The 21,180-nt window shown below is 42.2% G+C and carries 14 protein-coding genes and 1 tRNA gene; 8 read left to right on the top strand and 7 right to left on the bottom strand.

The genetic code is table 11. The annotated features are described in order from the left end of the window. Positions 1-107 precede the first annotated feature (107 nt). The 3 genes from V2H77_RS13835 to V2H77_RS13825 all read right to left on the bottom strand — a co-directional run bounded on the left by V2H77_RS13835 (position 108) and on the right by V2H77_RS13825 (position 1,908). Positions 108-1,163: an alkene reductase gene (locus V2H77_RS13835; RefSeq protein WP_341499273.1), complete on the bottom strand. Its 1,056-nt coding sequence runs from the start codon at positions 1,161-1,163 to the stop codon at positions 108-110. 210 nt (positions 1,164-1,373) lie between these two features. Then, entirely contained in the window at positions 1,374-1,703 is a 330-nt protein-coding gene (locus V2H77_RS13830; RefSeq protein ID WP_341499266.1) for a type II toxin-antitoxin system RelE/ParE family toxin, read from the bottom strand. Next, a complete protein-coding gene (locus V2H77_RS13825) occupies positions 1,672-1,908 on the bottom strand; it encodes a TA system antitoxin ParD family protein (RefSeq protein ID WP_341499265.1) in 237 nt (78 codons plus the stop codon). The genes V2H77_RS13830 and V2H77_RS13825 overlap by 32 nt, the downstream gene beginning before the upstream one ends. A gap of 284 nt (positions 1,909-2,192) precedes the next feature. Here V2H77_RS13825 and V2H77_RS13820 point away from each other — a divergent pair, with 284 nt between their 5' ends. Beyond that, positions 2,193-3,914 carry a phospholipase gene (locus V2H77_RS13820; RefSeq protein WP_341499264.1) on the top strand — a complete coding sequence of 574 codons (1,722 nt, stop codon included), beginning with the start codon at positions 2,193-2,195 and terminating at the stop codon, positions 3,912-3,914. Positions 3,915-4,082: 168 nt separating this feature from the next. Here V2H77_RS13820 and V2H77_RS13815 read toward each other — a convergent pair whose 3' ends face one another. Together V2H77_RS13815 and dsdX are read right to left on the bottom strand one after the other, a co-directional pair. Continuing rightward, positions 4,083-5,414: a D-serine ammonia-lyase gene (locus V2H77_RS13815; protein ID WP_341499263.1), complete on the bottom strand. Its 1,332-nt coding sequence runs from the start codon at positions 5,412-5,414 to the stop codon at positions 4,083-4,085. A gap of 434 nt (positions 5,415-5,848) precedes the next feature. Beyond that, positions 5,849-7,186, bottom strand: coding sequence for a D-serine transporter DsdX (dsdX, locus tag V2H77_RS13810; RefSeq protein ID WP_341499262.1), 1,338 nt, complete (start codon positions 7,184-7,186; stop codon positions 5,849-5,851). 241 nt (positions 7,187-7,427) lie between these two features. Between dsdX and dsdC the strand changes: the two genes are divergently transcribed. Next, positions 7,428-8,366 (top strand): DNA-binding transcriptional regulator DsdC, encoded by a 939-nt coding sequence (gene dsdC / locus V2H77_RS13805; RefSeq protein WP_265379657.1) that lies wholly within the window; start codon positions 7,428-7,430, stop codon positions 8,364-8,366. 644 nt (positions 8,367-9,010) lie between these two features. Then, positions 9,011-9,628, top strand: a complete 618-nt coding sequence (locus tag V2H77_RS13800; RefSeq protein ID WP_341499261.1) for an Ail/Lom family outer membrane beta-barrel protein — start codon at positions 9,011-9,013, stop codon at positions 9,626-9,628. Positions 9,629-10,043: 415 nt separating this feature from the next. Here V2H77_RS13800 and V2H77_RS13795 read toward each other — a convergent pair. After that, positions 10,044-10,119 (bottom strand) — tRNA-Lys (locus V2H77_RS13795). Between the two features lie 252 nt (positions 10,120-10,371). On the opposite strand from V2H77_RS13795, the gene cycA reads away from it, so the two are divergent. From cycA to V2H77_RS13775, 4 genes are all read left to right on the top strand, one after another. Further along, positions 10,372-11,778, top strand: coding sequence for a D-serine/D-alanine/glycine transporter (cycA, locus tag V2H77_RS13790; protein ID WP_341499259.1), 1,407 nt, complete (start codon positions 10,372-10,374; stop codon positions 11,776-11,778). Positions 11,779-12,383: 605 nt separating this feature from the next. After that, positions 12,384-13,412, top strand: coding sequence for an NAD(P)-dependent alcohol dehydrogenase (locus V2H77_RS13785; RefSeq protein WP_341499258.1), 1,029 nt, complete (start codon positions 12,384-12,386; stop codon positions 13,410-13,412). Between the two features lie 3 nt (positions 13,413-13,415). Beyond that, a complete protein-coding gene (gene xylB / locus V2H77_RS13780) occupies positions 13,416-14,927 on the top strand; it encodes a xylulokinase (RefSeq protein WP_341499257.1) in 1,512 nt (503 codons plus the stop codon). Then, entirely contained in the window at positions 14,924-15,046 is a 123-nt protein-coding gene (locus V2H77_RS13775) for a hypothetical protein (RefSeq protein ID WP_341499256.1), read from the top strand. Before xylB ends, V2H77_RS13775 begins: the two co-directional genes overlap by 4 nt. Before the next feature lie 115 nt (positions 15,047-15,161). On the opposite strand, the gene putP is transcribed toward V2H77_RS13775, so the two are convergent. Continuing rightward, positions 15,162-16,646 (bottom strand): sodium/proline symporter PutP, encoded by a 1,485-nt coding sequence (putP, locus tag V2H77_RS13770; RefSeq protein ID WP_341499255.1) that lies wholly within the window; start codon positions 16,644-16,646, stop codon positions 15,162-15,164. Between the two features lie 485 nt (positions 16,647-17,131). Between putP and putA the strand changes: the two genes are divergently transcribed. After that, the gene (gene putA / locus V2H77_RS13765) at positions 17,132-21,112 is read left to right on the top strand and encodes a trifunctional transcriptional regulator/proline dehydrogenase/L-glutamate gamma-semialdehyde dehydrogenase (protein ID WP_341499254.1); all 3,981 of its coding nucleotides are present in this window, start codon (positions 17,132-17,134) and stop codon (positions 21,110-21,112) included. Positions 21,113-21,180 lie beyond the last annotated feature (68 nt).

Below are 21,180 nucleotides of genomic sequence, written 5' to 3'. Positions count from 1 at the left end.
GACGTTCAACCACAAAACGCCGTTAGAGCTTTAAATTAACATCCCCGGAAAACAATTCGAACATCTTTCATGTTAGGCTATCCATTGTGGGTAAGATATCCCCTTACCTAGGTAAGCGCTGGATAATCAGTATAGCCTATTGCACCAGGAACCATAAAAGTTTCCGGTTGTTGTTCATTAAATGGCGCTTCAACCAACAATCGGTAAGGTAAGTCTGGATTAGAGATGAACAACTGACCAAAAGCCACGGCATCAGCCCTGCCGTCAGTAAGAACTTGCTCAGCACTTTCCTTAGTTAACTCCTCGTTAGCAATGTAGGTTGACCCAAAGGCTTCTTTTATCACCTTGCTTAAGTCACCATCAACGACGGAATCACGCGAGAAGATAAAAGCAATACCACGTTTACCTAGCTCACGCGCTACATATCCAAACGTCGCCACAGGATTGGAATCCGCCATAGAGTAATGACCACCACGTGGGGACAAATGCATACCAACACGTGATGATCCCCAAACTGAAATACAAGCGTCTGTCACTTCCAACAGCAACCGAGCCCGATTTTCAACTGAACCTCCGTACTGATCTGTGCGCAGATTAGCATTATCTTGCAAGAATTGATCAAGCAAATATCCATTGGCGCCATGTATTTCTACTCCATCAAACCCCGCCGCTTTCGCATTTTCCGCTCCGCGTTTGAATGCTTCGACAATGCCGGGAATTTCATCAAGTTCAAGCGCCCGCGGAACCACAAAAGGACGTTTTGGGCGTAATAAGCTGACATGTCCATCAGCCGCAATTGCACTTGGCGCCACCGGCCGTTCTCCATCAAGGAAAATAGGGTCCGATATCCGCCCCACATGCCAAAGCTGTATAAAAATACGCCCACCGACAGCATGCACAGCATCCGTGACCAATCGCCAACCAGCAACTTGTTCATCCGACCAAATACCCGGCGTATTCTCGTAGCCAACTCCCTGTGGGGTTACTGAAGTCGCTTCACTGATAATCAAACCAGCAGAAGCACGCTGAGCATAGTACTCCGCCATCAGCGCATTAGGGACACGCCCTTCTCCTACTGCACGATTACGTGTCAAAGGAGCCATAATAATGCGATTTGGCAAGTCGAGATCACCAATCCTAATTGGATCAAAAAGTGTAGGCATATTTTTTCTCTCATCTGGATTAACAAATGCACTTCGTTGCAAATCATCAACAAGCACATCACCAGATACCAGCAAGCTTAATGCTATGACGCAAGAATTATTTTGTTTGAAAGTGGCATAGGTCACTTGTAGCCTTTAACTTAAGTGAATAAATGAGTGGTATTAAAAAAGGCTACGTAACACGCAGCCTTGAAACGCTCTTTAGAACCCCTATCCAATGAGTTTTAAGTCCGCTTTTCTATGTCGCTTTTGTTCCTGATAAAAATTTTCATGAGAGCCAAAGTTCAGCAGGTATAACTCTATTTTCCCTTCAACCCAACAATAACCAAGCAATGTTAACTGGTTATTTAACTGAAATTTATGAACTCGAAGGAAACTTAAATCGCCTTTCTTCTGCTCACCGATTTCAGGGTTATCAATTATTCTATCAATCTCATCTTCTACTATCGTAAGAAGATCCTCAGATAACTTAGATAATGCCTTAGAGAAACGTCTTGTTTCATAAACATCAATCTTTGGATCTTCTTGTCCTTCTGACATAACGCGACACCTTACCGCTATTGACTTCGCTTTTTGCCAGTAAAGAATCAAGGATAAAAGAGTACGGCAAATCAGGGTTATCCTCCGCAATGCGGCCAATCTTAGCCCAATGCTCAATTTGCTTAGGCACGCTTCTGCTTGAAGCTTCTGCATGAATTTTTACATCATTCACGAAATCATCGTCCAAACGTATACTGATAGCCATAGTTTAGTTTGCCCTCTGGGATTTTGTACTACATGCGATATAAAACGCATCTGCATAAAATGCAACATTTTGTCGCATATTGCAATTTAAAAAACCAAACAACACTCAGCCTTGAAACATCCTTTAATGGATACATGCAATAACCTACGTTTGAAAATGCGTAAGCCCGATTTTATCTTTTTTAACCACCCATCCTCAAAAATTGGTTATGATTATAAATAGCTTGCCTGATGCTAGAGGCGGTTGGTTGATATGTAAAAAAATTGTTGCCGGAGGATAACTATATGAATTTATTGGATGGTTTACACAAAAAACTGGACGGTTACTTTCATAAAACAAGTGGAGTCAACTATGTAAAAATATTTGATACTCCAAAAATATGGGGGTTTCCTTTTGGAAAGGAGATAATGCCCCAGGCTATTAAAAGAGAAGCGGAATTTGAAGATGCTATTGTAAGCATTCTGGAAAACATGCGTTATCGCTGTGATATTTCCTCCTTAAATGCTCCGGATGCAGAGTGGAGAAAAGTTATCCTATCAGCTATTGATCGCGCATTTACCAAAAAAATAAACAGGAGGGACAGAACCCAGATAAGGTTCTTATTCGCTCAAACACCGACATCTTTGTTAAACGGTGTGGATTCATACTTTGAAGGTACTCCTGAATATCTGGCATTGAAGGATGATATTATTAAATTAATTCAAGCAAGGAGAGATCATTGGGAGTGTATACCTGAAATATGGATCGGTCGGTTTTACAGGATAGTAGACGGACTTAAAGTATCATTAGAGAAGAAAGTGCTGCCAGAGGAAATGTTTCCAGAAGCTGATACCAGAATGACATGGAATCATACAAAAATTATCGCAGTTGATGGAATTGAGTCATTTGTCGGCGGCCATAATTTAAATATGGATCTGTTTAAAAATTACCCTCCAGTTCATGATGTCTCTGTTAAAGTTATAGGATCGGCATCATTAAGCTCACAATTATTTTTAAATAAAATGTGGAAGGCTAATACAGATCTCTTAACTAAAGAATTCTTTGATATAAATGAAAATAAATGGGTTAATGCAAATGGTATTGTAGGAAAGCCAGAAGATCCATTAAAAAGAAGGCACATTACTGAATATATAAACAGAAAAAAAGAAGAATACCGAAAAAATCCACCTAAAGACCCAGAATATAAGAAAGCAAGCAGGATATTATCCGTAGGTAAATATTGGGCAGGGCCTGATATGCGAACAGATTACAGAAAAGGCTCTGAAATAATGAAAGAGTTTATAATAAAGAATGCAAAGAGAAAAATTCGCATGTCCCAACAAGATCTTGTCAGTGCATGGAAAAAACAGTGGCGAGATCATCATGTGTGCCGATGGTTGATCGAAGCATTACTTGCCAACCCCAAACTGGAAGTTCAAATTGTTGTATCGCCACTTGATGCAGCAGCCGGTGCTGCTGGCGATCAATATTCTTTTGGTTCTGGCGCCAGAAGAACGTTTGAATTATTTCAATACTATTTGACACATGATGAGCACACCAATGAGAAGCTGAAAGATCCGCATGGAATCAGGCAAGCCGCACTGAAAAGAATAGAAGTTGCCCCTTTTTTCTTTACAGACAAAGTCCCTGAAGCTCTTTCGATTGAAGGTACTACATACAAATGGCCTGCCGCGGAGGAAAGTTCTTATACTTCTACGCTAAAAGAACCGTCTCTTTTTGAAAGACCTCCACAGGAAGGTGCTATAGGACGCCCATTCCGCTCCTTAATTAAAGCAAGTGGTCCGGTATATCCCAAAGTTCCCCCTGCTCCGGGGAATCATGCAAAAGTCACAATAATTGATGATGAACTATACGTGGTTGGTTCTGATAATCTCTATCCGGGCTATCTTTCGGAGTTCAACTATCTCATTGAGGGAGAAGATGCGGTAAAAGCTTTCATTAAATCCTATTGGGAACCGTTGTGGAAATACTCAGGGCCACATTCATTTAATTACAAAAATACTTAATGTCAGTAACAAATGTACTGATATATTCCCGCCAACGGCTGGCGGGAATATCACTTGAAAAGCATTAAAGAAATGACTTTTCAAAGTAAGAAACCAAATCAAAGCATTTTTCAGTAATAGCCTGGAAACCAGATGCTGACAACCGGATTGCTCCTGTGAAAGACACTATTAGATTTTGGCTGTCGCCAAATATTTTGTCATTTCATCATCGGGCACCATACCACCGCCAGTTGCCCAAACCAAATGCGTAGCTTGTTTCATCTTTTCTACTGAAAGATTCTTATTACTCAGGTAATCACGGTTTCCACTCACACGAGCAGGACCCGCCATCCCTGCTAATGCCGAAGGCTCTAACCGGATACCCTCATCGCGATTCAGTAACCCCAACAGATTATACATTTCCTGATCTTGAATAGTATAAAACCCATCCAGCAAACGTTCCATCGCACGCCCAACAAAGCCAGAAGCCCTGCCTACCGCAAGACCATCAGCAGCGGTGATATTGTCGATACCGATGTCCTGTACACAAATATTGTCATGCAAACCAGTATATACCCCCAACAACATACTGGGAGAATGGGTAGGTTCAGCAAAAATGCAGTGCACATGATCACCAAAAGCCAATTTCAGTCCAAATGCAACACCACCGGGACCGCCACCAACGCCACACGGCAAATAAACGAATAATGGGTGATCTTCATCAACTACAATATTCATCTGCTCAAACTGCGCCTTTACCCGTCCTCCTGCGACAGAATATCCCAGAAACAACGTTTGAGAGTTTTCGTCGTCGATAAAGAAACAGTTAGGATCAAATTCAGCTTCTTTACGCCCTCTGGCTACGGCTACCCCATAATCCAGTTCGTGTTCCACGACATTGACCCCATGCGAACGTAGCTTTTGCTTCTTCCATTCACGAGCATCGGCAGACATATGCACACTGACATTAAAACCCAGTTTCGCACTGACAATACCAATGGACAGCCCCAAATTACCGGTAGAACCTACAGCAATGCTGTATTGATTAAAGAACCGTTTAAATTCTTCCGAAAACAGTTTGCTGTAATCATCGTTTTCAGAAAGCAACCCCGCCTGTAATGCCAACTTTTCCGCGTGAGTTAATACTTCATAAATGCCACCACGGGCTTTAATTGAACCTGAAATTGGTAAATGGCTATCTTTTTTAAGCAGAATCCTCCCTGTAATACTCACACCGTAATATTGCTCCAGTGTTTTCCGCATCGTTGGAATAGCCACTATTTCTGATTCAATAATGCCATGTGTGACGGCAGTTTCCGGGAAAGCTTTACGTAAATAAGGCGCAAAACGATCCAGGCGTGCTTCAGCATCCCTCATATCATCAGCGTCCAAACCGACAAAAGGCAATCCCTCTTTAAAGGTGGTGTTACAAGGGTTAAACCAAAAGATTTCCTCTAATTCCATTAAATTTTTTACTAACGGATGTTCATTTAGTAATTGTTGAATTTCAGTACTTTTCATGTATGTGTTAACCCAAGATAAGTGTTTCCCTGGTATATACCCGTTATCTTTCAAGTTGCCTCTTTATTGGCTGCGCTCGCTCACCCCGGTCATATAGTCCGCTATGCTCCCGGGGATTCACTCCCTTGCCGTCTCGATGCATCTTGAAATCCATAGGGTATTAAAACAACTCTTGCTTTTTTAATTATTAGAATTTTTATTATATTCAATATGTTATGTTTACCACAACTTCCTACAATATATCAGCACATCATATTTTGTTTATCTTTTATCTTCCCCTTATTTCGATTACTACGTTAATGTTTATTTTGTTTATTATTTTAGCTATAAAAGCTGCCTGTTTTACAGGCTTCCCTGGTATTGACACTTCGCACGTCTTATTCTTATTTTTCAAGCTGAGCTGCGACTTCTTTCTATTTACACAATGGTAGAAATTACACAATGGTAGAAAGAAGAAACGTCCCAACCAACGCAACCACAGACGCAATAAACGTTGCGGTTGTGTAGTACTTAAAAGTTTCACTGAGCGTTGCTCCGCAATATTGCTTAACCAACCAAAACAGTGAATCAGTCACAATAGTACAGCCGATAGCACCAGAACCAATTGCTAATGTAATGATTTCAGGGCTAATATCTGGATATAACGGCAACATAGGCGAAACAATCGCTGTTGCCCCCATCATTGCAACTGTTGCTGAACCAACCGCCGCATGCAAAATAATGGCAACCAACCAAGACAAAAGAATTGGGTGCATATCCAAATTTGACAAAATAACGGCCAACGTATCACTAAGGCCGCTTACTTTTAAAACACTATTAAATGCTCCGCCCGCGCCGATAATCAATAAAATATTGGCGATGGAGGAGAAACAATCTTCTGTTTTCGTCAACAGCGTGCTCATTCCCATATTTTGCTTGATGCCCAAGGTGTAATAGGCAACAAACGCGGCAATGAACATGGCTGTAATAGGATTACCAATAAATTCCAGCACTGTATAAAACGTGGCGCCTTTTTCTATATTTAATTCAACAACCGTTTTAATCAACATTAACCCAATTGGCAATAACACCGTAAACAATGTCATGCCTAAAGAGGGTAAATCCTCTTCTTTACGCACTGCAATTTCAGAAAATTCAGCCGGAACCGATTTAAAAGGCAGACGGCTACCGAGAAATTTCTGAAATAACGGACCACCCACCAAAGCTGCAAATAGACCAACTATCAGCCCATAAACAATCACCGAACCAATATCCGCACCCAGTTTATTCGTCACAAATAATGCGGCCGGGTGTGGAGGAACAATACAATGAACCGCCATCAATGCTGTACATAATGGGATCGCTAATTTCAGCAGTGACGTATTGGTTTTCCTGGCAATAGAAAACGCCAGCGGAATTAACAAGACCACCCCTACTTCAACAAACAACGTAATACCACAAACCAGACCAATGAGTACCATAATGGTGTCGGGTGACAGCCACCGGCATTTTTGCAATGTGATACCGATACGCTCTGCCGCGCCGGATATCTCCATCATCTTACCAAGAATGGTTCCCAGACCAATCACTACGGCCAAAAAACCTAACGTATCCCCAATTCCCCTTTGAATGGCGCTCACCATTTCAACAGGGTTCATTCCCATTAAGACACCGACATAAAAACTGGCTAACAATAGCGCGAGAAAAGGGTGAATTTTTAATTTAATTATCGTAAATACGATTAACACAATACTTGTAAGTAACGTACCAATCACCCAAGGTTGTGAATCCACTTAATCATTCCCCACGGTTAGCCTCTGTTCGTCATACGAATTTTCATTATTGAATATGAATATTCAATTTTTGACAAATGATTAATACATAGCCATGCATGAATCAGATTGAGCCAATTCAGTGATACCGATCAAAATTTTCACTTTATTTGCGATTTAAATCACTAAAACTATCTGAAACACACCGCCTTAATGATACGGTTGTATTATCCTTCGCCGATGAACTAGAAACACTATAAATATGTACACAGATGATAATTTCATGGTTGTAAATAAGTTACTCAATGGAAGCCAGTTATCAAAACTGCATACATTTGAGATAGCCGCTCGCCACTGTTCTTTTGTCCTAGCCGCTGACGAATTAGCTATCACTGCCAGTGCGGTCAGCCATCGAATCAGTTCTCTGGAACAAGAGTTGGGATTCAAACTCTTCCAACGTTTTCACAGAAAAATTGAATTAACCTGTGAAGGAAAGCGTTTATTTTGGACAATTAAATCGACGCTGGAGCATCTAAATCAGGAAATTCTAGAAATAAAAAATCAGGAGTTGTCGGGTAATCTGACTATTTACTCCCGCCCGACCTTTACTCAATGCTGGCTAGTGCCTAAATTGGCTGATTTTAATCAACTATATCCATCCATTAACCTGAACATCTTGGTCGGTAACGAAAATGTCAATTTCCGCGGTTATGGTATCGATCTTGCGATTTATTTTGATGATATTATATCCAACGAGTTATCACATCAATATCTGATGAGTGAGTATATTACCCCGGTCTGTAGCCCACAATATGCCAAAAAGCATAACCTAATGGGAAATATCGATAATCTACAATACTGCACGCTATTACATGATAAACAAGCATGGAGCTATGATTCCGATACCAAAGAGTGGAATACTTGGGCAGAACATTTCAACATTACGCTGGAACCATCACACAAGTGTATTGTCTTTGATCGTTCCGATTTAGCCGCCGTTGCCGCAATACATCATGCGGGTGTTGCAATGGGCAGAAAAAATATGATTTGGGAAAAAATTGAAAACAATGAATTAGTCGCCCCCTTTCCCAACACTGAAGTATTATGCAAACAGTATTACTATACCTGTACCCTGCCTCAACAACAGAATGAGAAAGTCAATGCCTTTATCCAATGGCTAAAATCAACTATAGACGAATAAAAATATAGCCAACCATTAACAGATATAACAAACCTACCCTGCTTTAAGTGGCGATAGTTAGTCGCCACAGAAATTTAACGCCGGATTCTACCGTACTACTATCTTGTTTTTGACCATATCAAGCCGGTGATCCTTGGCAAGCTTATATGCTCAGAACAATTAAATTATACTTTTCACAATCAGATATACCCTATAATCGCGACGGCAAGGGAGCGAATCCCCGGGAGCATAGATAACTATGTGACCGGGGTGAGTGAGTGCAACCAACAAAGAGGCAACTTGAAAGATAACGGGTATACATTGATGCATTCCCTAGCCCAGCTAAGTAAGGTGTAGAATCAGTATCAAACAGACAGAATGATAAAGTCTGAACTTCACCTTCTACAAAAGTCCAGCCTTATTAAATTAATCTTAATTCCTTGGTAATGAATAAATATTGCAACAGTAGAGATAATATCTATCGACCGCAACAACCACTTATTATTTTCACATTTTTACTGGGATTTTTATATCACTATTTCTATCCTTAAAAAACCAGTAATAATGTAATTATTTGAAAAGAACATCTAAGTTTAATCAAAAAACATATACTAATAGTGTAAGTTATGATATTCATCACAACTGCTGATAAGCAAATCGTTTAAATGAGTTATAAAGTCGTTTATTTTAGAAGTATGAAGTATATAGAGTGTAATGAAATGCAAAAGTTGTTATTAAGAAAATTGTTATTAAGCTGTGGAGTTATCTTTTCTGTATCTGCGATAACTTTGCCTGCTCAAGCAGAGCAACATACAGCTTCTATCGGATACGCCTACGTGAAACCACAAGGTGCAAGTGCACTAAATGGTGCAATATTAAGTTACCGATATGAGCTTGATGATCAATGGGGGATATTATCATCATTTACCTTTGCTAAAGGAGATGAAAAAGAAACAGAATATTATACAAGGGATGATTTAAAGTACTATTCTTTAATGATTGGCCCAACCTATAGAATTAATGACTACATTAGTTTATATGGACAACTCGGACTGTCCAGAATAAATGATAAATCTACTGCCCACTATAGTGGTGGAGAAATCGAAAAGGAATCAACAAGCAAAAACACTTTAGGTTGGGGAACGGGTTTTATTATCAACCCAACAACCAACACCTCAATTACTGCCGGTTATGAGGGTAGTCGTTTTAGTATTAAAGACGGAAATGAGAAAGATCACTTATCTACTAACGGTTTTAATATAACTGTCGGCTATCGTTTCTAACTTAATCAATGAGTAATGTATCATCACCAAGGTTGAATATTCTATTTAATTGACAATTTTGGTGATTTTTCGAAAGATTAAATCGTCATAAATATTTCGAATAAGCCCAGTGAGCATTATCAGAAAAAATCATAGAAAGAAATTTAAGGGATGAAAGAAAAATAATTTTCAAATGTTGAATATATATGATTTAGATATATTTTTATTGGCAATTTTTTTTGATTTTTATTTCTATTAACAATATAAAACAAGAAACAACCACTAAAAGCGAAATTCAGAAGATATGTGTATTTATCGCCAAATCATCTTAAGAAGATGCAGATAATACTAAATCAGACCTGATATGATTATGACATGAATAAGTTACACAGAAAAATAAGTTGTCAGTAAAATCTTCACAATTCATTAATTTGATTGGTGGGTTGTCGGGGGTTCGAACCCCGGACCAATTGATTAAGAGTCAACTGCTCTGCCGACTGAGCTAACAACCCAATGTGCGTAATTATTCCCCTATACAAAGCTGTCGTCAATATATTATGACCATTTTTTCCTGAACGAATAATTCATACTCAATTCCAACAGCATTAACAAGTTAAATTGTAACCAATTTGTTTTTAAAGTGAGATCAGACTGTTATTACTATAGTAATCTGTGTCACAATATTTTTCGCAAACATCATCATATATAAGGCCACTTAAAGAGCCGTAACAATTTACCTAAGAAAATATTGGATACTATATACTATGGCAGAAAATATACACACTTCACTTTCCGCTAAAACCGGGGAAACGCAGTTGCAACGCCATCTAAGCAACCGGCATATACAACTTATCGCTATTGGCGGCGCCATCGGCACCGGCCTGTTTATGGGCTCAGGGAAAACAATCTCTCTCGCTGGACCATCGATCATATTCGTTTATATGATTATCGGTTTCATGCTGTTCTTTGTAATGCGCGCAATGGGTGAACTATTGCTTTCGAACCTGAATTATAAATCATTCAGTGATTTCTCCGCCGATTTGCTCGGGCCCTGGGCTGGTTTTTTCGTCGGCTGGACTTACTGGTTCTGTTGGGTCATTACCGGTATCGCCGATGTGGTCGCGATTACTTCCTATATCAGCTATTGGCAACCGGATTTTCCACAATGGCTCACATCCCTGCTCTGTGTTTTACTATTGCTCTCCCTTAATTTGGCTACAGTGAAATTATTCGGGGAAATGGAATTCTGGTTCGCTATGATAAAGATCGTCGCCATTATCGCTTTAATCACAACAGGCGCTGTTCTGATTAGCATGCATTTTCAATCTCCAGCCGGTCATACCGCTTCTCTGGCAAATATATGGAATGATGGTGGATTCTTTCCCAAAGGGTTAAGCGGATTTTTCGCTGGATTTCAGATAGCCATATTCGCCTTTGTGGGCATTGAATTAGTGGGGACTGCCGCCGCAGAAACTAAAGATCCAATGAAATCTCTTCCCAGAGCCATTAATGCCATCCCAATTCGTATTATCACCTTCTACGTGCTGGCGCTGATAATTATTATGTCAGTCACACCGTGGCGTTCAATCATTGCAGACAAAAGCCCTTTTGTTGAGCTATTTGTTCTCATCGGTTTACCCGCAGCCGCCAGTATCGTGAACTTTGTGGTATTAACCTCTGCCGCCTCTTCAGCAAACAGTGGTGTTTTCTCCACCAGCCGCATGTTATTTGGATTAGCAAAAGAAGGTGATGCGCCACAGCAATTCGGCCGCCTTTCACGCCGTTCTGTACCTGCATCGGGATTAATTTTCACCTGTCTATGTTTATCCTGTGGTGTAGTGCTGATTTATTTAATTCCTGATGTTATGCATGTGTTTACTCTAGTAACCACCGTTTCAGCCATTCTATTTATGTTTATCTGGAGTATGATCCTAAGCTCATATCTGGTTTACCGGAAACGTCGCCCGGCATTACATAAGGCTTCAACCTATAAAATGCCATTCGGCATTATCATGTCATGGGTCTGTCTGGCATTTTTTGCATTTGTTCTGATATTACTCACTTTACGGGATGATACCCGCCAAGCATTAATCATCACACCTATTTGGTTTCTGATCTTAATTATCGGTTTTCAAATTGTAAAAAAACGTAGAACACGTTTGTACAGCTAACTCATTCAAATTTTATCTATATGACCTGTTGGAATAATACTCCACAGGTCTTTTTTAGTGATATGACTAAAATTCTTGTGCTTTATTATTCCATGTTATCAATAACTGCTACACTCTCAAAAGTGGCTTTCTGTGGACGATGAACCGTCAATTTTAATCTCTAATAAACGTTATAATTATATAATCATTTAAACCAATTCAGTCACGCAAAAAACGTCGTATCACGACACTATACCTAATAGATTTCGAGTTGCAGCGCGGCGGCAAGTGAACGAATCCCCAGGAGCATAGATAACTATGTGACTGGGGTGAGTGAAAGCAGCCAACAAAGCAGCAGCTTGAAAGATGAAGGGTATATATCGAATTCAAATATCCAAATGCTTTACTCTTGAGTTGAATATCCCTTTTGCAAAAAAACTATTATTTTCTCAATATAATATACATGTCAAAAAGAGTGACCAAGTGAACAATTCTCTTTTTAACATTGACACCAAAACATCACCATTGAATAAGACCTTAACTTAAATCACATAAATATAATAATTTTCGATCTAACATCCCCCCAAATAAATGATATCGGTAACATCAAAATAAGAGGACGTATCATGAAGGCATTAGTATTAGAAAAAGCAGGTCAGATTTCAATTCAAGACTGGGAAGACCCCGAAATACTGGGTGAAAATGATGTTGAAATAAAAATTCACTCGGTGGGAATTTGCGGCAGCGATGTGCATTATTACCAATACGGGCGTATTGGGCCATTTATTGTCGAAAAGCCGATGATCCTCGGGCACGAAGCATCCGGTGTAATCACCGCAGTAGGTAAAAATGTGATTCACTTAAAAATCGGCGATCGTGTCTGTATGGAACCTGGAATTCCTAATCTGCAATCACCACAATCACGAGCAGGTATTTATAACTTAGATCCAGAAGTCCGTTTCTGGGCGACGCCCCCTATTGACGGCTGCTTACGTGAAAGAGTTATTCACCCGGCAGCATTTACGTTCAAATTACCGGATAATGTCAGTTTTGCCGAAGGCGCAATGGTTGAACCATTATCTATCGGTATGCAAGCAGCCACAAAAGCAGAAATTAAACCAGGAGATATCGCATTAGTTATTGGTGCTGGCACGATCGGAATTGTTACCGCACTTGCTGCATTAGCCGGTGGTTGTTCTGACGTCATTATTTGTGATGTGTTCGATGAAAAATTAGAAATTGCAAAACAGTATCCAGGTCTCCACCCGGTTAATAGCAAAGTACTTGCTGAAAAAGTTAATACATTAACCGATGGTAATGGCGTCAATATTCTCTTTGAATGTAGTGGCGCAAAATCCGTCATTGCCACTATTTCAGAGCATATTGCACCGGGAGGAGTAGCTGTGCTGGTCGGTATGCCTATCGATCCGGCGCCATTTGATATTGTCTCTGCTCAAGCTAAAGAGATCACATTCAAAACGATTTTCCGCTACGCAAATATGTACCCTCGTACTATTCGTTTACTTAGCGCTGGCAAGCTCAAGGTAACCCCTCTATTATCCGCAACCTATAAATTTAAAGACAGCGTTCAAGCTTACGAACGAGCTGCGGAGGGTCGTCCGACAGACATCAAAATTATGTTGGAAATGGAGTAACATATGGCGCTCTATGCTGGTATCGATTGCGGTACACAAAGTACTAAAGTCATTATTGTCGATAGCCAAAAAGCGCATATTTTGGGTGAAGGCAGCTCGCCTCACCCGATAATTAGCGATTCAAACGGCCGTCGTGAACAACAAGTTCAGTGGTGGACAGAAGCACTGGAAAATGCCTTTGCTCAGGCGATCAAGCAAGCAGGAATTTCTGGTACAGAAATTGTCGCTCTTGCCGTATCAGGCCAACAGCACGGTTTTGTTCCTCTGGATGCAGAAGGTCATGTTTTAGCGCCGGTAAAACTCTGGTGTGACACTGAAACTGCGGTAGAAAATCAGGAAATTCTTGATGCGCTCGGTGGTACGAAAGCCGCTTTAACACAAATCGGGTTAATGCCGCAGACAGGTTATACCGCATCTAAAATTCTTTGGTTCAAAAAATACCATCCTGAGTTATGGTCAAAACTGAACGCCGTTTTATTACCTCATGATTATCTCAATTATTGGCTAACAGGCAGATTAGTTGCTGAATATGGCGATGCCTCAGGAACCGGATTACTAAATATTCGTAAACGCGAATGGGATAATCAGATTGTCCAATTAATTGATCCGGATGGCCGTCTTTGGCATGCACTGCCTGAATTGGTTTCTGCTGAGACCTGTATTGGTACAGTAAGGCCGGAAATAGCAAAAAAGTTAGGGCTTTCACCGACAACCAAAGTTGCGTCTGGCGGGGGCGATAATATGATGGCTGCAATTGGAACGGGCAATATCATTCCAGGCATCACGACCATGAGTTTAGGCACCTCTGGCACTCTATTCACTTACTCTGACAAACCGATTGTCGCTGATTCTGAAATGATCGCTGGTTTCTGTTCCTCTAATAATGGATGGCTGCCATTGATTTGCACGATGAATGTAACTTCAGCGACAACCACTATTCAAAAGCTATTTAATATGGATATTCAGGCTTTTAATGACATATTGAACCCAAGCAAACCCGGCGCTAATGGTTTGATAATGCTACCGTTTTTTAATGGTGAACGTGTTCCGCCACTCCCCCATGCCAAAGCGAGTATCCATAACCTGGATACTAGCAATATGAATCAGCAAAATTTTATTTTGGCTGTAGTTGAAAGCGCCACATATGGGCTACGTTTTGGTATTGAATTATTTCGCAAACAAGGGATTGAAATTAACGAGATCCGTTTGACCGGCGGCGGCGCTCGCAGTAAAAAATGGCGACAAATTGTGGCTGATATCATGAATACGCCTGTTATTTGTGTCACTCACCAAGAAACCGCCGCATTGGGCGCGGCTATTCAAGCTATGTGGTGTGATTCCTTGACAGAAGAGAAAGATAAACAAGCGCAGCTCATCCATATTTGCCAATATTTTGTTCATCTTGATGAAGAAACCCGCACCGTTCCAACCCCCGAAACGGCCGCATTATATGATGTGTTTTATCAAGATTATTGCTCTCTGCTTACTACTGAATATCCAGAGGTGAAAGCATGACGATATTGACCGCCGATCATTCTCCTGATGTATTGCTGAAAATCACGGGTATCCAAAAATCTTTGATGTGGAAGCGACGCCCGCACAGCAAAGACAAAACCGGGAAAAATGATCGATGATTTTTTATGATGAAAAAAACAAACCTCGCTATTTTAAACGAGGTTTGTCGGCAGTCTGGTGAAGGCGTTTCGCCTTCACACTTTTTTACCTTATTTCAATTTACCTTACTTCAACTCATTTAGTCTTGTACTGCGCTTCTGCATCAATAAAACGCTGTTGCGCTGCTCTGCTCGGCGCTTGCCCCAACAGACTCACAATCACGATCGCAATAGAAGCTAAGATAAAGCCAGGAATAATTTCATACAACGCAAACCACTGGTATTTCATCCACACCAATACCGTGACAGCCCCGACCAACATTCCCGCTAATGCGCCATTACGTGTCATACGTTTCCAGATAACAGAAATCAGTACGACCGGACCGAACGCAGCACCAAATCCCGCCCAAGCATTACTTACCAGAGCCAGTACTTTATTGTCCGGGTTGGTTGCTATCACCATCGCGATAACCGCCACCAGCAACACCATGAAACGCCCCACCCACACTAACTCTTTCTGGCTGGCAGATTTACGGATAAAGGGTTTATAAAGATCTTCCGTCAAAGCACTTGCACACACCAGCAACTGACAGCTTAAGGTACTCATCACCGCGGCCAAAATAGCGGATAGTAAAATACCTGCTATCCACGGATTAAACAGAATAACCGCCAATTCCATAAAGATACGTTCACGGTTGGCTGTAACCGGGCCAGACAGTTCAGGATACATTTCAAAATAAGCAATACCGAAGAAACCGACAGCAATCGTGCCTGCCAAACATAACACCATCCAAGTCATACTGATACGACGAGCTTTGCGGATAGTATGATGGGAATCTGCCGCCATAAAACGCGCCAGAATGTGTGGCTGACCAAAATAACCTAACCCCCAACCCAACAGCGAGATAATGGCAATAAAGTTCAGCCCCTTAAACATATCCATATAAGCTGGGCTTTTCGCTGCTATCAGAGCCAGAGAGGTATCAATGCCCCCCACAGAGAAAATAACGATAATCGGGGTCAAGATAAGCGCAAAGATCATTAATGAAGCCTGAACCGTATCTGTCCAACTCACCGCCAAAAAGCCGCCTAAGAAAGTGTAGGCAATCGTTGCGGCTGCACCAAGCCACATGGCTTTCTGGTAACTAATACCGAACGTACTTTCAAATAACAATCCTCCGGCAACCACGCCAGAAGCACAATAGATAGTGAAGAAGGTCAGAATAACCAGCGCGGAAATAATACGTAGGATTTTACTGCTATCGTCAAAACGACTGGTGAAATAGTCCGGCAATGTTAGCGCATTATTATTAACTTCCGTCTGGATTCGCAGCCTGCCTGCCACCAATTTCCAGTTCAGGTAAGCGCCTAAAGAGAGGCCAATGGCTATCCAACTCTCTGAAATCCCCGCGAAATAGACGACGCCAGGTAAGCCCATTAGTAACCAGCCGCTCATATCCGAAGCGCCGGCAGACAAAGCCGTTACCACGCTACCTAATCGCCTTCCTCCCAAAATATAATCATCAAAATTCTTGGTTGAGCGATAAGCCAAAAAGCCTATCAACAACATTCCAGCAATGTAGACAATAAAGGTGATTAGCATTGGTGTATTTACTGTCATGCAAGTTCTCCATAGTGTTATCTCTGTTTTGCAAAGCCGCAGTTCTCCTGGGTATACAGAGTTTTCCCTGTCAGGTTCAGGAACGTTGCACCTGATTGCACCTAAAAATGGTCCATAATTCTAAATTGAAATAATTATTTTTGTAACCAATTAGAAAGTTACACTGAATCCTAGATTAGCATTAGGCAATTTAACAACTAATTAACGCCGTTTTTTACAAGAAACGTCTACTGAATCACATTTATTTGATTTAAAAATTACACTTTTTGACCATTTCAGGGTTACCCCCCTATGTTAGCCATAAAATATTAAACCAATGTGTATCAATCAAATAAAGTGACAAAAATAAATATATCCACCTAATTATAATAACCAGATTAATTTCACAAAAATAAAACAAGCGATTTGCATAAGGTTGCACAAAGTTGCAACATGTCAGATATTATCGTGCAACTTAGATAAACCTTACCTATTAAGGAGCAAGGATGGGTAATACAACAATGGGCGTGAAGCTTGATGAAGCCACACGTGATCGCATTAAAGCCGCTGCGCAACGGATTGACCGCACTCCACATTGGCTGATTAAACAAGCTATTTTTAATTATCTTGAACGTCTTGAAAATGATGAACAGATCGCTGAACTTTCTGCTAGTCAGGATATTAAAGAAGAGAAGATAATCGCAGAAGAAACGGTAATAGATTCTTCTCATCAACCTTTCCTCGACTTCGCAGAACATATCCTGCCTCAATCAGTAAAACGTTCCGCAATTACTGCGGCCTATCGCCTGCCAGAAACACAAGCCGTTCCCATGCTGCTACAACAGGCGCAATTGCCAGAAGATCAGGCACAAGCGACTCATAAGCTGGCTTACAGCATTGCAGAAAAATTGCGTAACCAGAAAAACAGCATTGGTCGTTCAGGTCTGGTTCAAGGGTTATTGCAGGAATTTTCGCTTTCATCTCAGGAAGGCGTTGCGCTAATGTGTCTTGCGGAAGCCTTGCTCCGTATCCCTGATAAAGCCACTCGCGACGCGCTGATCCGCGACAAAATCAGCAACGGCAACTGGCATTCCCATCTGGGCCAAAGTTCATCCATGTTTGTCAATGCAGCAACCTGGGGGCTGCTATTTACCGGCAAACTGGTTTCTACCCACAACGAGGCCAAACTCTCCACTTCGCTGAATCGCATTATCAGTAAGAGCGGCGAACCATTAGTGCGTAAAGGCGTAGATATGGCAATGCGCCTGATGGGTGAGCAGTTTGTAACCGGTGAAACCATCTCTCAAGCGCTGGCAAGCGCACGTAAGCTGGAAGAAAAAGGATTTCGTTACTCCTATGACATGCTAGGCGAAGCCGCTTTAACTGAGGAAGATGCTCAGAATTATATGGTTTCCTACCAACAAGCAATTCACGCTATCGGTAAAGCATCTAACGGCCGCGGCATTTATGAAGGACCTGGCATTTCTATTAAGCTATCCGCTCTGCACCCGCGTTATAGCCGTGCTCAATATGAACGCGTCATGGACGAGCTATATCCACGCCTGCTTTCCCTGACATTACAAGCACGCCAATATGATGTTGGTATCAATATCGATGCCGAAGAAGCGGATCGTCTGGAAATTTCTCTCGATCTGTTGGAGAAACTCTGTTTTGAACCACAACTGGCTGGCTGGAATGGCATTGGCTTCGTTATTCAGGCTTATCAGAAGCGCTGCCCCTTTGTTATCGACGCGGTCATTGATTTAGCGCAGCGCAGCCGCCGTCGGTTGATGGTGCGACTGGTAAAAGGCGCTTACTGGGACAGCGAAATTAAACGTGCTCAAATCGATGGGCTGGAAGGTTATCCAGTTTACACCCGCAAAGTTTATACTGACGTTTCTTATCTGGCTTGCGCCCGCAAACTATTGTCAGTACCCAATCTGATTTATCCTCAGTTCGCTACCCATAACGCCCATACTTTAGCTGCTGTTTATCATATGGCAGGCCAAAACTATTATCCTGGTCAATATGAATTTCAGTGTCTGCATGGCATGGGAGAACCATTGTATGAACAAGTGGTCGGGAAAATCGCTGATGGTAAATTAAACCGCCCATGCCGTATTTATGCGCCAGTAGGCACTCACGAAACACTGTTGGCTTATCTGGTCCGCCGTCTGTTGGAGAACGGCGCTAACACCTCTTTCGTCAACCGTATCGCCGATACCACATTACCACTGGATGAACTGGTTGCCGATCCGGTGAAAAAGGTTCAGAAGCTGGCCGAAACCGAAGGCCAAATCGGTCTTCCACATCCGAAAATTCCTCTGCCTCATAATCTGTATGGCAAAGATCGCGCAAATTCAGCCGGTCTGGATCTTGCCAACGAACATCGTCTGGCTTCTCTTTCCAGTGCGCTATTAAGTTCTGCTACCGAAGAACAGCATAGCGAGCCACTACTGGGCGGCAATTATCACCATCAAGGTGAGTTACCGGCCGCCAAACCGGTTATTAACCCGGCGACACCTGCGGATATTGTCGGCCATGTTCGTGAAACAACTGAACAGGAAGTCAGTCATGCGCTGGATGTCGCAACAGAGGCTGGCGCAATCTGGTTTGCCACGCCACCATCAGAACGGGCGGCTATTCTGGTTCGTGCTGCGGAATTGATGGAAAACCAGATGCAACCGTTATTAGGTATTTTGGTTCGGGAAGCCGGCAAAACCTTTAACAATGCAATCGCTGAGGTACGCGAAGCGGTCGATTTTCTCTACTACTACGCGGGACAAGTTCGCCATGATTTCGCTAATGATACTCATCGCCCACTGGGGCCGGTTGTCTGTATCAGCCCGTGGAATTTCCCATTAGCCATTTTTACCGGGCAGATAGCGGCTGCATTGGCTGCCGGTAACAGCGTATTAGCAAAACCAGCGGAACAAACCCCATTAATTGCGGCAACAGCGGTCAAAATACTGCATCAAGCAGGTATTCCCCACGATGCATTGCAATTATTACCTGGCCGAGGTGAAACCATTGGTTCTCTTCTGGTGGGTGATGAGAGAGTACGAGGCGTGATGTTTACTGGCTCCACTGAAGTGGCTAGTTTATTACAACGTAACATTGCCGGACGACTTGATGCACAAGGACGCCCAACTCCTCTGATTGCCGAAACCGGTGGTCTGAACGCCATGATTGTCGACTCTTCCGCGCTGACAGAACAAGTTGTTATGGATGTGGTCGCTTCTGCTTTTGACAGTGCAGGTCAACGTTGCTCTGCCTTGCGTATCCTCTGTATTCAAGATGATGTGGCGGAAAGAACCCTCACTATGCTGAAAGGCGCCATGTCTGAATGCCGGATGGGTAATCCTGAACGCCTGTCTACCGATATCGGCCCGGTCATTGATGCGGAAGCCAAAGCCGGCATTGATCGCCATATTCAAGCAATGCGTACCAAAGGACGCACGATTTATCAGGCGGCACAAGATAATGTGGTCGACAATCAAGAGTGGGATCAAGGCACTTTCGTTAAACCGACACTGATTGAATTGGAAAATTTCAATGAATTAAAACAAGAGATTTTCGGCCCGGTTCTGCATGTTGTTCGTTTTAAACGTAATGAACTGGATAACTTGCTGGATCAGATTAATAACTCTAACTACGGTCTGACTCTGGGCGTCCATACCCGTATTGATGAAACAATTGCACAAGTCACAGCTAAAGCGAAAGTCGGTAATCTATACGTTAACCGCAACATGGTAGGCGCTGTTGTTGGCGTGCAACCGTTCGGAGGGGAAGGCTTATCCGGTACCGGACCTAAAGCCGGCGGCCCACTCTATTTGTATCGTCTGCTCTCTTGCCGCCCTCAAAACGCGATCTACCAAACGTTGGAACGTCAGGATGCTGAATATCCACTGGATGCTAATGTTCGTTCGGCGCTGATGGCTCCCTTTGATGCATTAACAGAATGGGTAGCCAATCAGCACAACGAAGAGCTAAATCAGTTAATTCAACAATATAAATTGCTGGCGCAAGGTGGTACCACCCGTCTGTTACCCGGGCCGACAGGCGAACGCAATACTTATACCCTGTTACCTCGTGGTCAGGTGCTGTGTCTGGCGGATAATCAACAGGATACGTTGATCCAACTGGCAGCAACATTATCTGTAGGCTGTCAGTTGCTCTGGCAAAACGATGAACTTCATCAGCAACTGTTTCGTCAATTGCCAGATAGCGCCCGTAAATCAATCCATTTGGTTCAAGACTGGCAGAGCGAAGATACGGCATTCGAAGCGGTTATTTACCACGGCGACTCTGATCAACTGCGTCAAGTTTGCGAACAAGTCGCTCAACGTAAAGGCGTTATCATTTCCGTACAAGGTTTTGCCCGTGGAGAAACTAATCTGCTGTTAGAACGTTTGCTACATGAACGCTCATTGAGCATTAATACAGCGGCAGCGGGGGGGAATGCCAGTCTGATGACTATCGGTTAATTTCGGCTGTAGCTAAGGGGAACACATTAAAAATATGTTCCCCTTGGATTAGCAATCAACCTCAAAAT

Source organism: Photorhabdus sp. P32 (genome assembly GCF_038085095.1).
In the GTDB taxonomy this organism is placed as follows: Bacteria; Pseudomonadota; Gammaproteobacteria; order Enterobacterales; family Enterobacteriaceae; genus Photorhabdus; species Photorhabdus luminescens.
This window is presented reverse-complemented; position numbering and strand designations above follow the sequence as displayed.

Bases quoted from the DNA above. Each gene is read 5' to 3' on its own strand.
- V2H77_RS13835 (WP_341499273.1), bottom strand. From the start codon at position 1,163: ATGCCTACACTTTTTGATCCAATTAGGATTGGTGATCTCGACTTGCCA.
- V2H77_RS13830 (WP_341499266.1), bottom strand. From the start codon at position 1,703: ATGTCAGAAGGACAAGAAGATCCAAAGATTGATGTTTATGAAACAAGA.
- V2H77_RS13825 (WP_341499265.1), bottom strand. From the start codon at position 1,908: ATGGCTATCAGTATACGTTTGGACGATGATTTCGTGAATGATGTAAAA.
- V2H77_RS13820 (WP_341499264.1), top strand. From the start codon at position 2,193: ATGAATTTATTGGATGGTTTACACAAAAAACTGGACGGTTACTTTCAT.
- V2H77_RS13815 (WP_341499263.1), bottom strand. From the start codon at position 5,414: ATGAAAAGTACTGAAATTCAACAATTACTAAATGAACATCCGTTAGTA.
- dsdC (WP_265379657.1), top strand. From the start codon at position 7,428: ATGTACACAGATGATAATTTCATGGTTGTAAATAAGTTACTCAATGGA.
- V2H77_RS13800 (WP_341499261.1), top strand. From the start codon at position 9,011: ATGAGTTATAAAGTCGTTTATTTTAGAAGTATGAAGTATATAGAGTGT.
- cycA (WP_341499259.1), top strand. From the start codon at position 10,372: ATGGCAGAAAATATACACACTTCACTTTCCGCTAAAACCGGGGAAACG.
- V2H77_RS13785 (WP_341499258.1), top strand. From the start codon at position 12,384: ATGAAGGCATTAGTATTAGAAAAAGCAGGTCAGATTTCAATTCAAGAC.
- xylB (WP_341499257.1), top strand. From the start codon at position 13,416: ATGGCGCTCTATGCTGGTATCGATTGCGGTACACAAAGTACTAAAGTC.
- V2H77_RS13775 (WP_341499256.1), top strand. From the start codon at position 14,924: ATGACGATATTGACCGCCGATCATTCTCCTGATGTATTGCTGAAAATC.
- putP (WP_341499255.1), bottom strand. From the start codon at position 16,646: ATGACAGTAAATACACCAATGCTAATCACCTTTATTGTCTACATTGCT.
- putA (WP_341499254.1), top strand. From the start codon at position 17,132: ATGGGTAATACAACAATGGGCGTGAAGCTTGATGAAGCCACACGTGAT.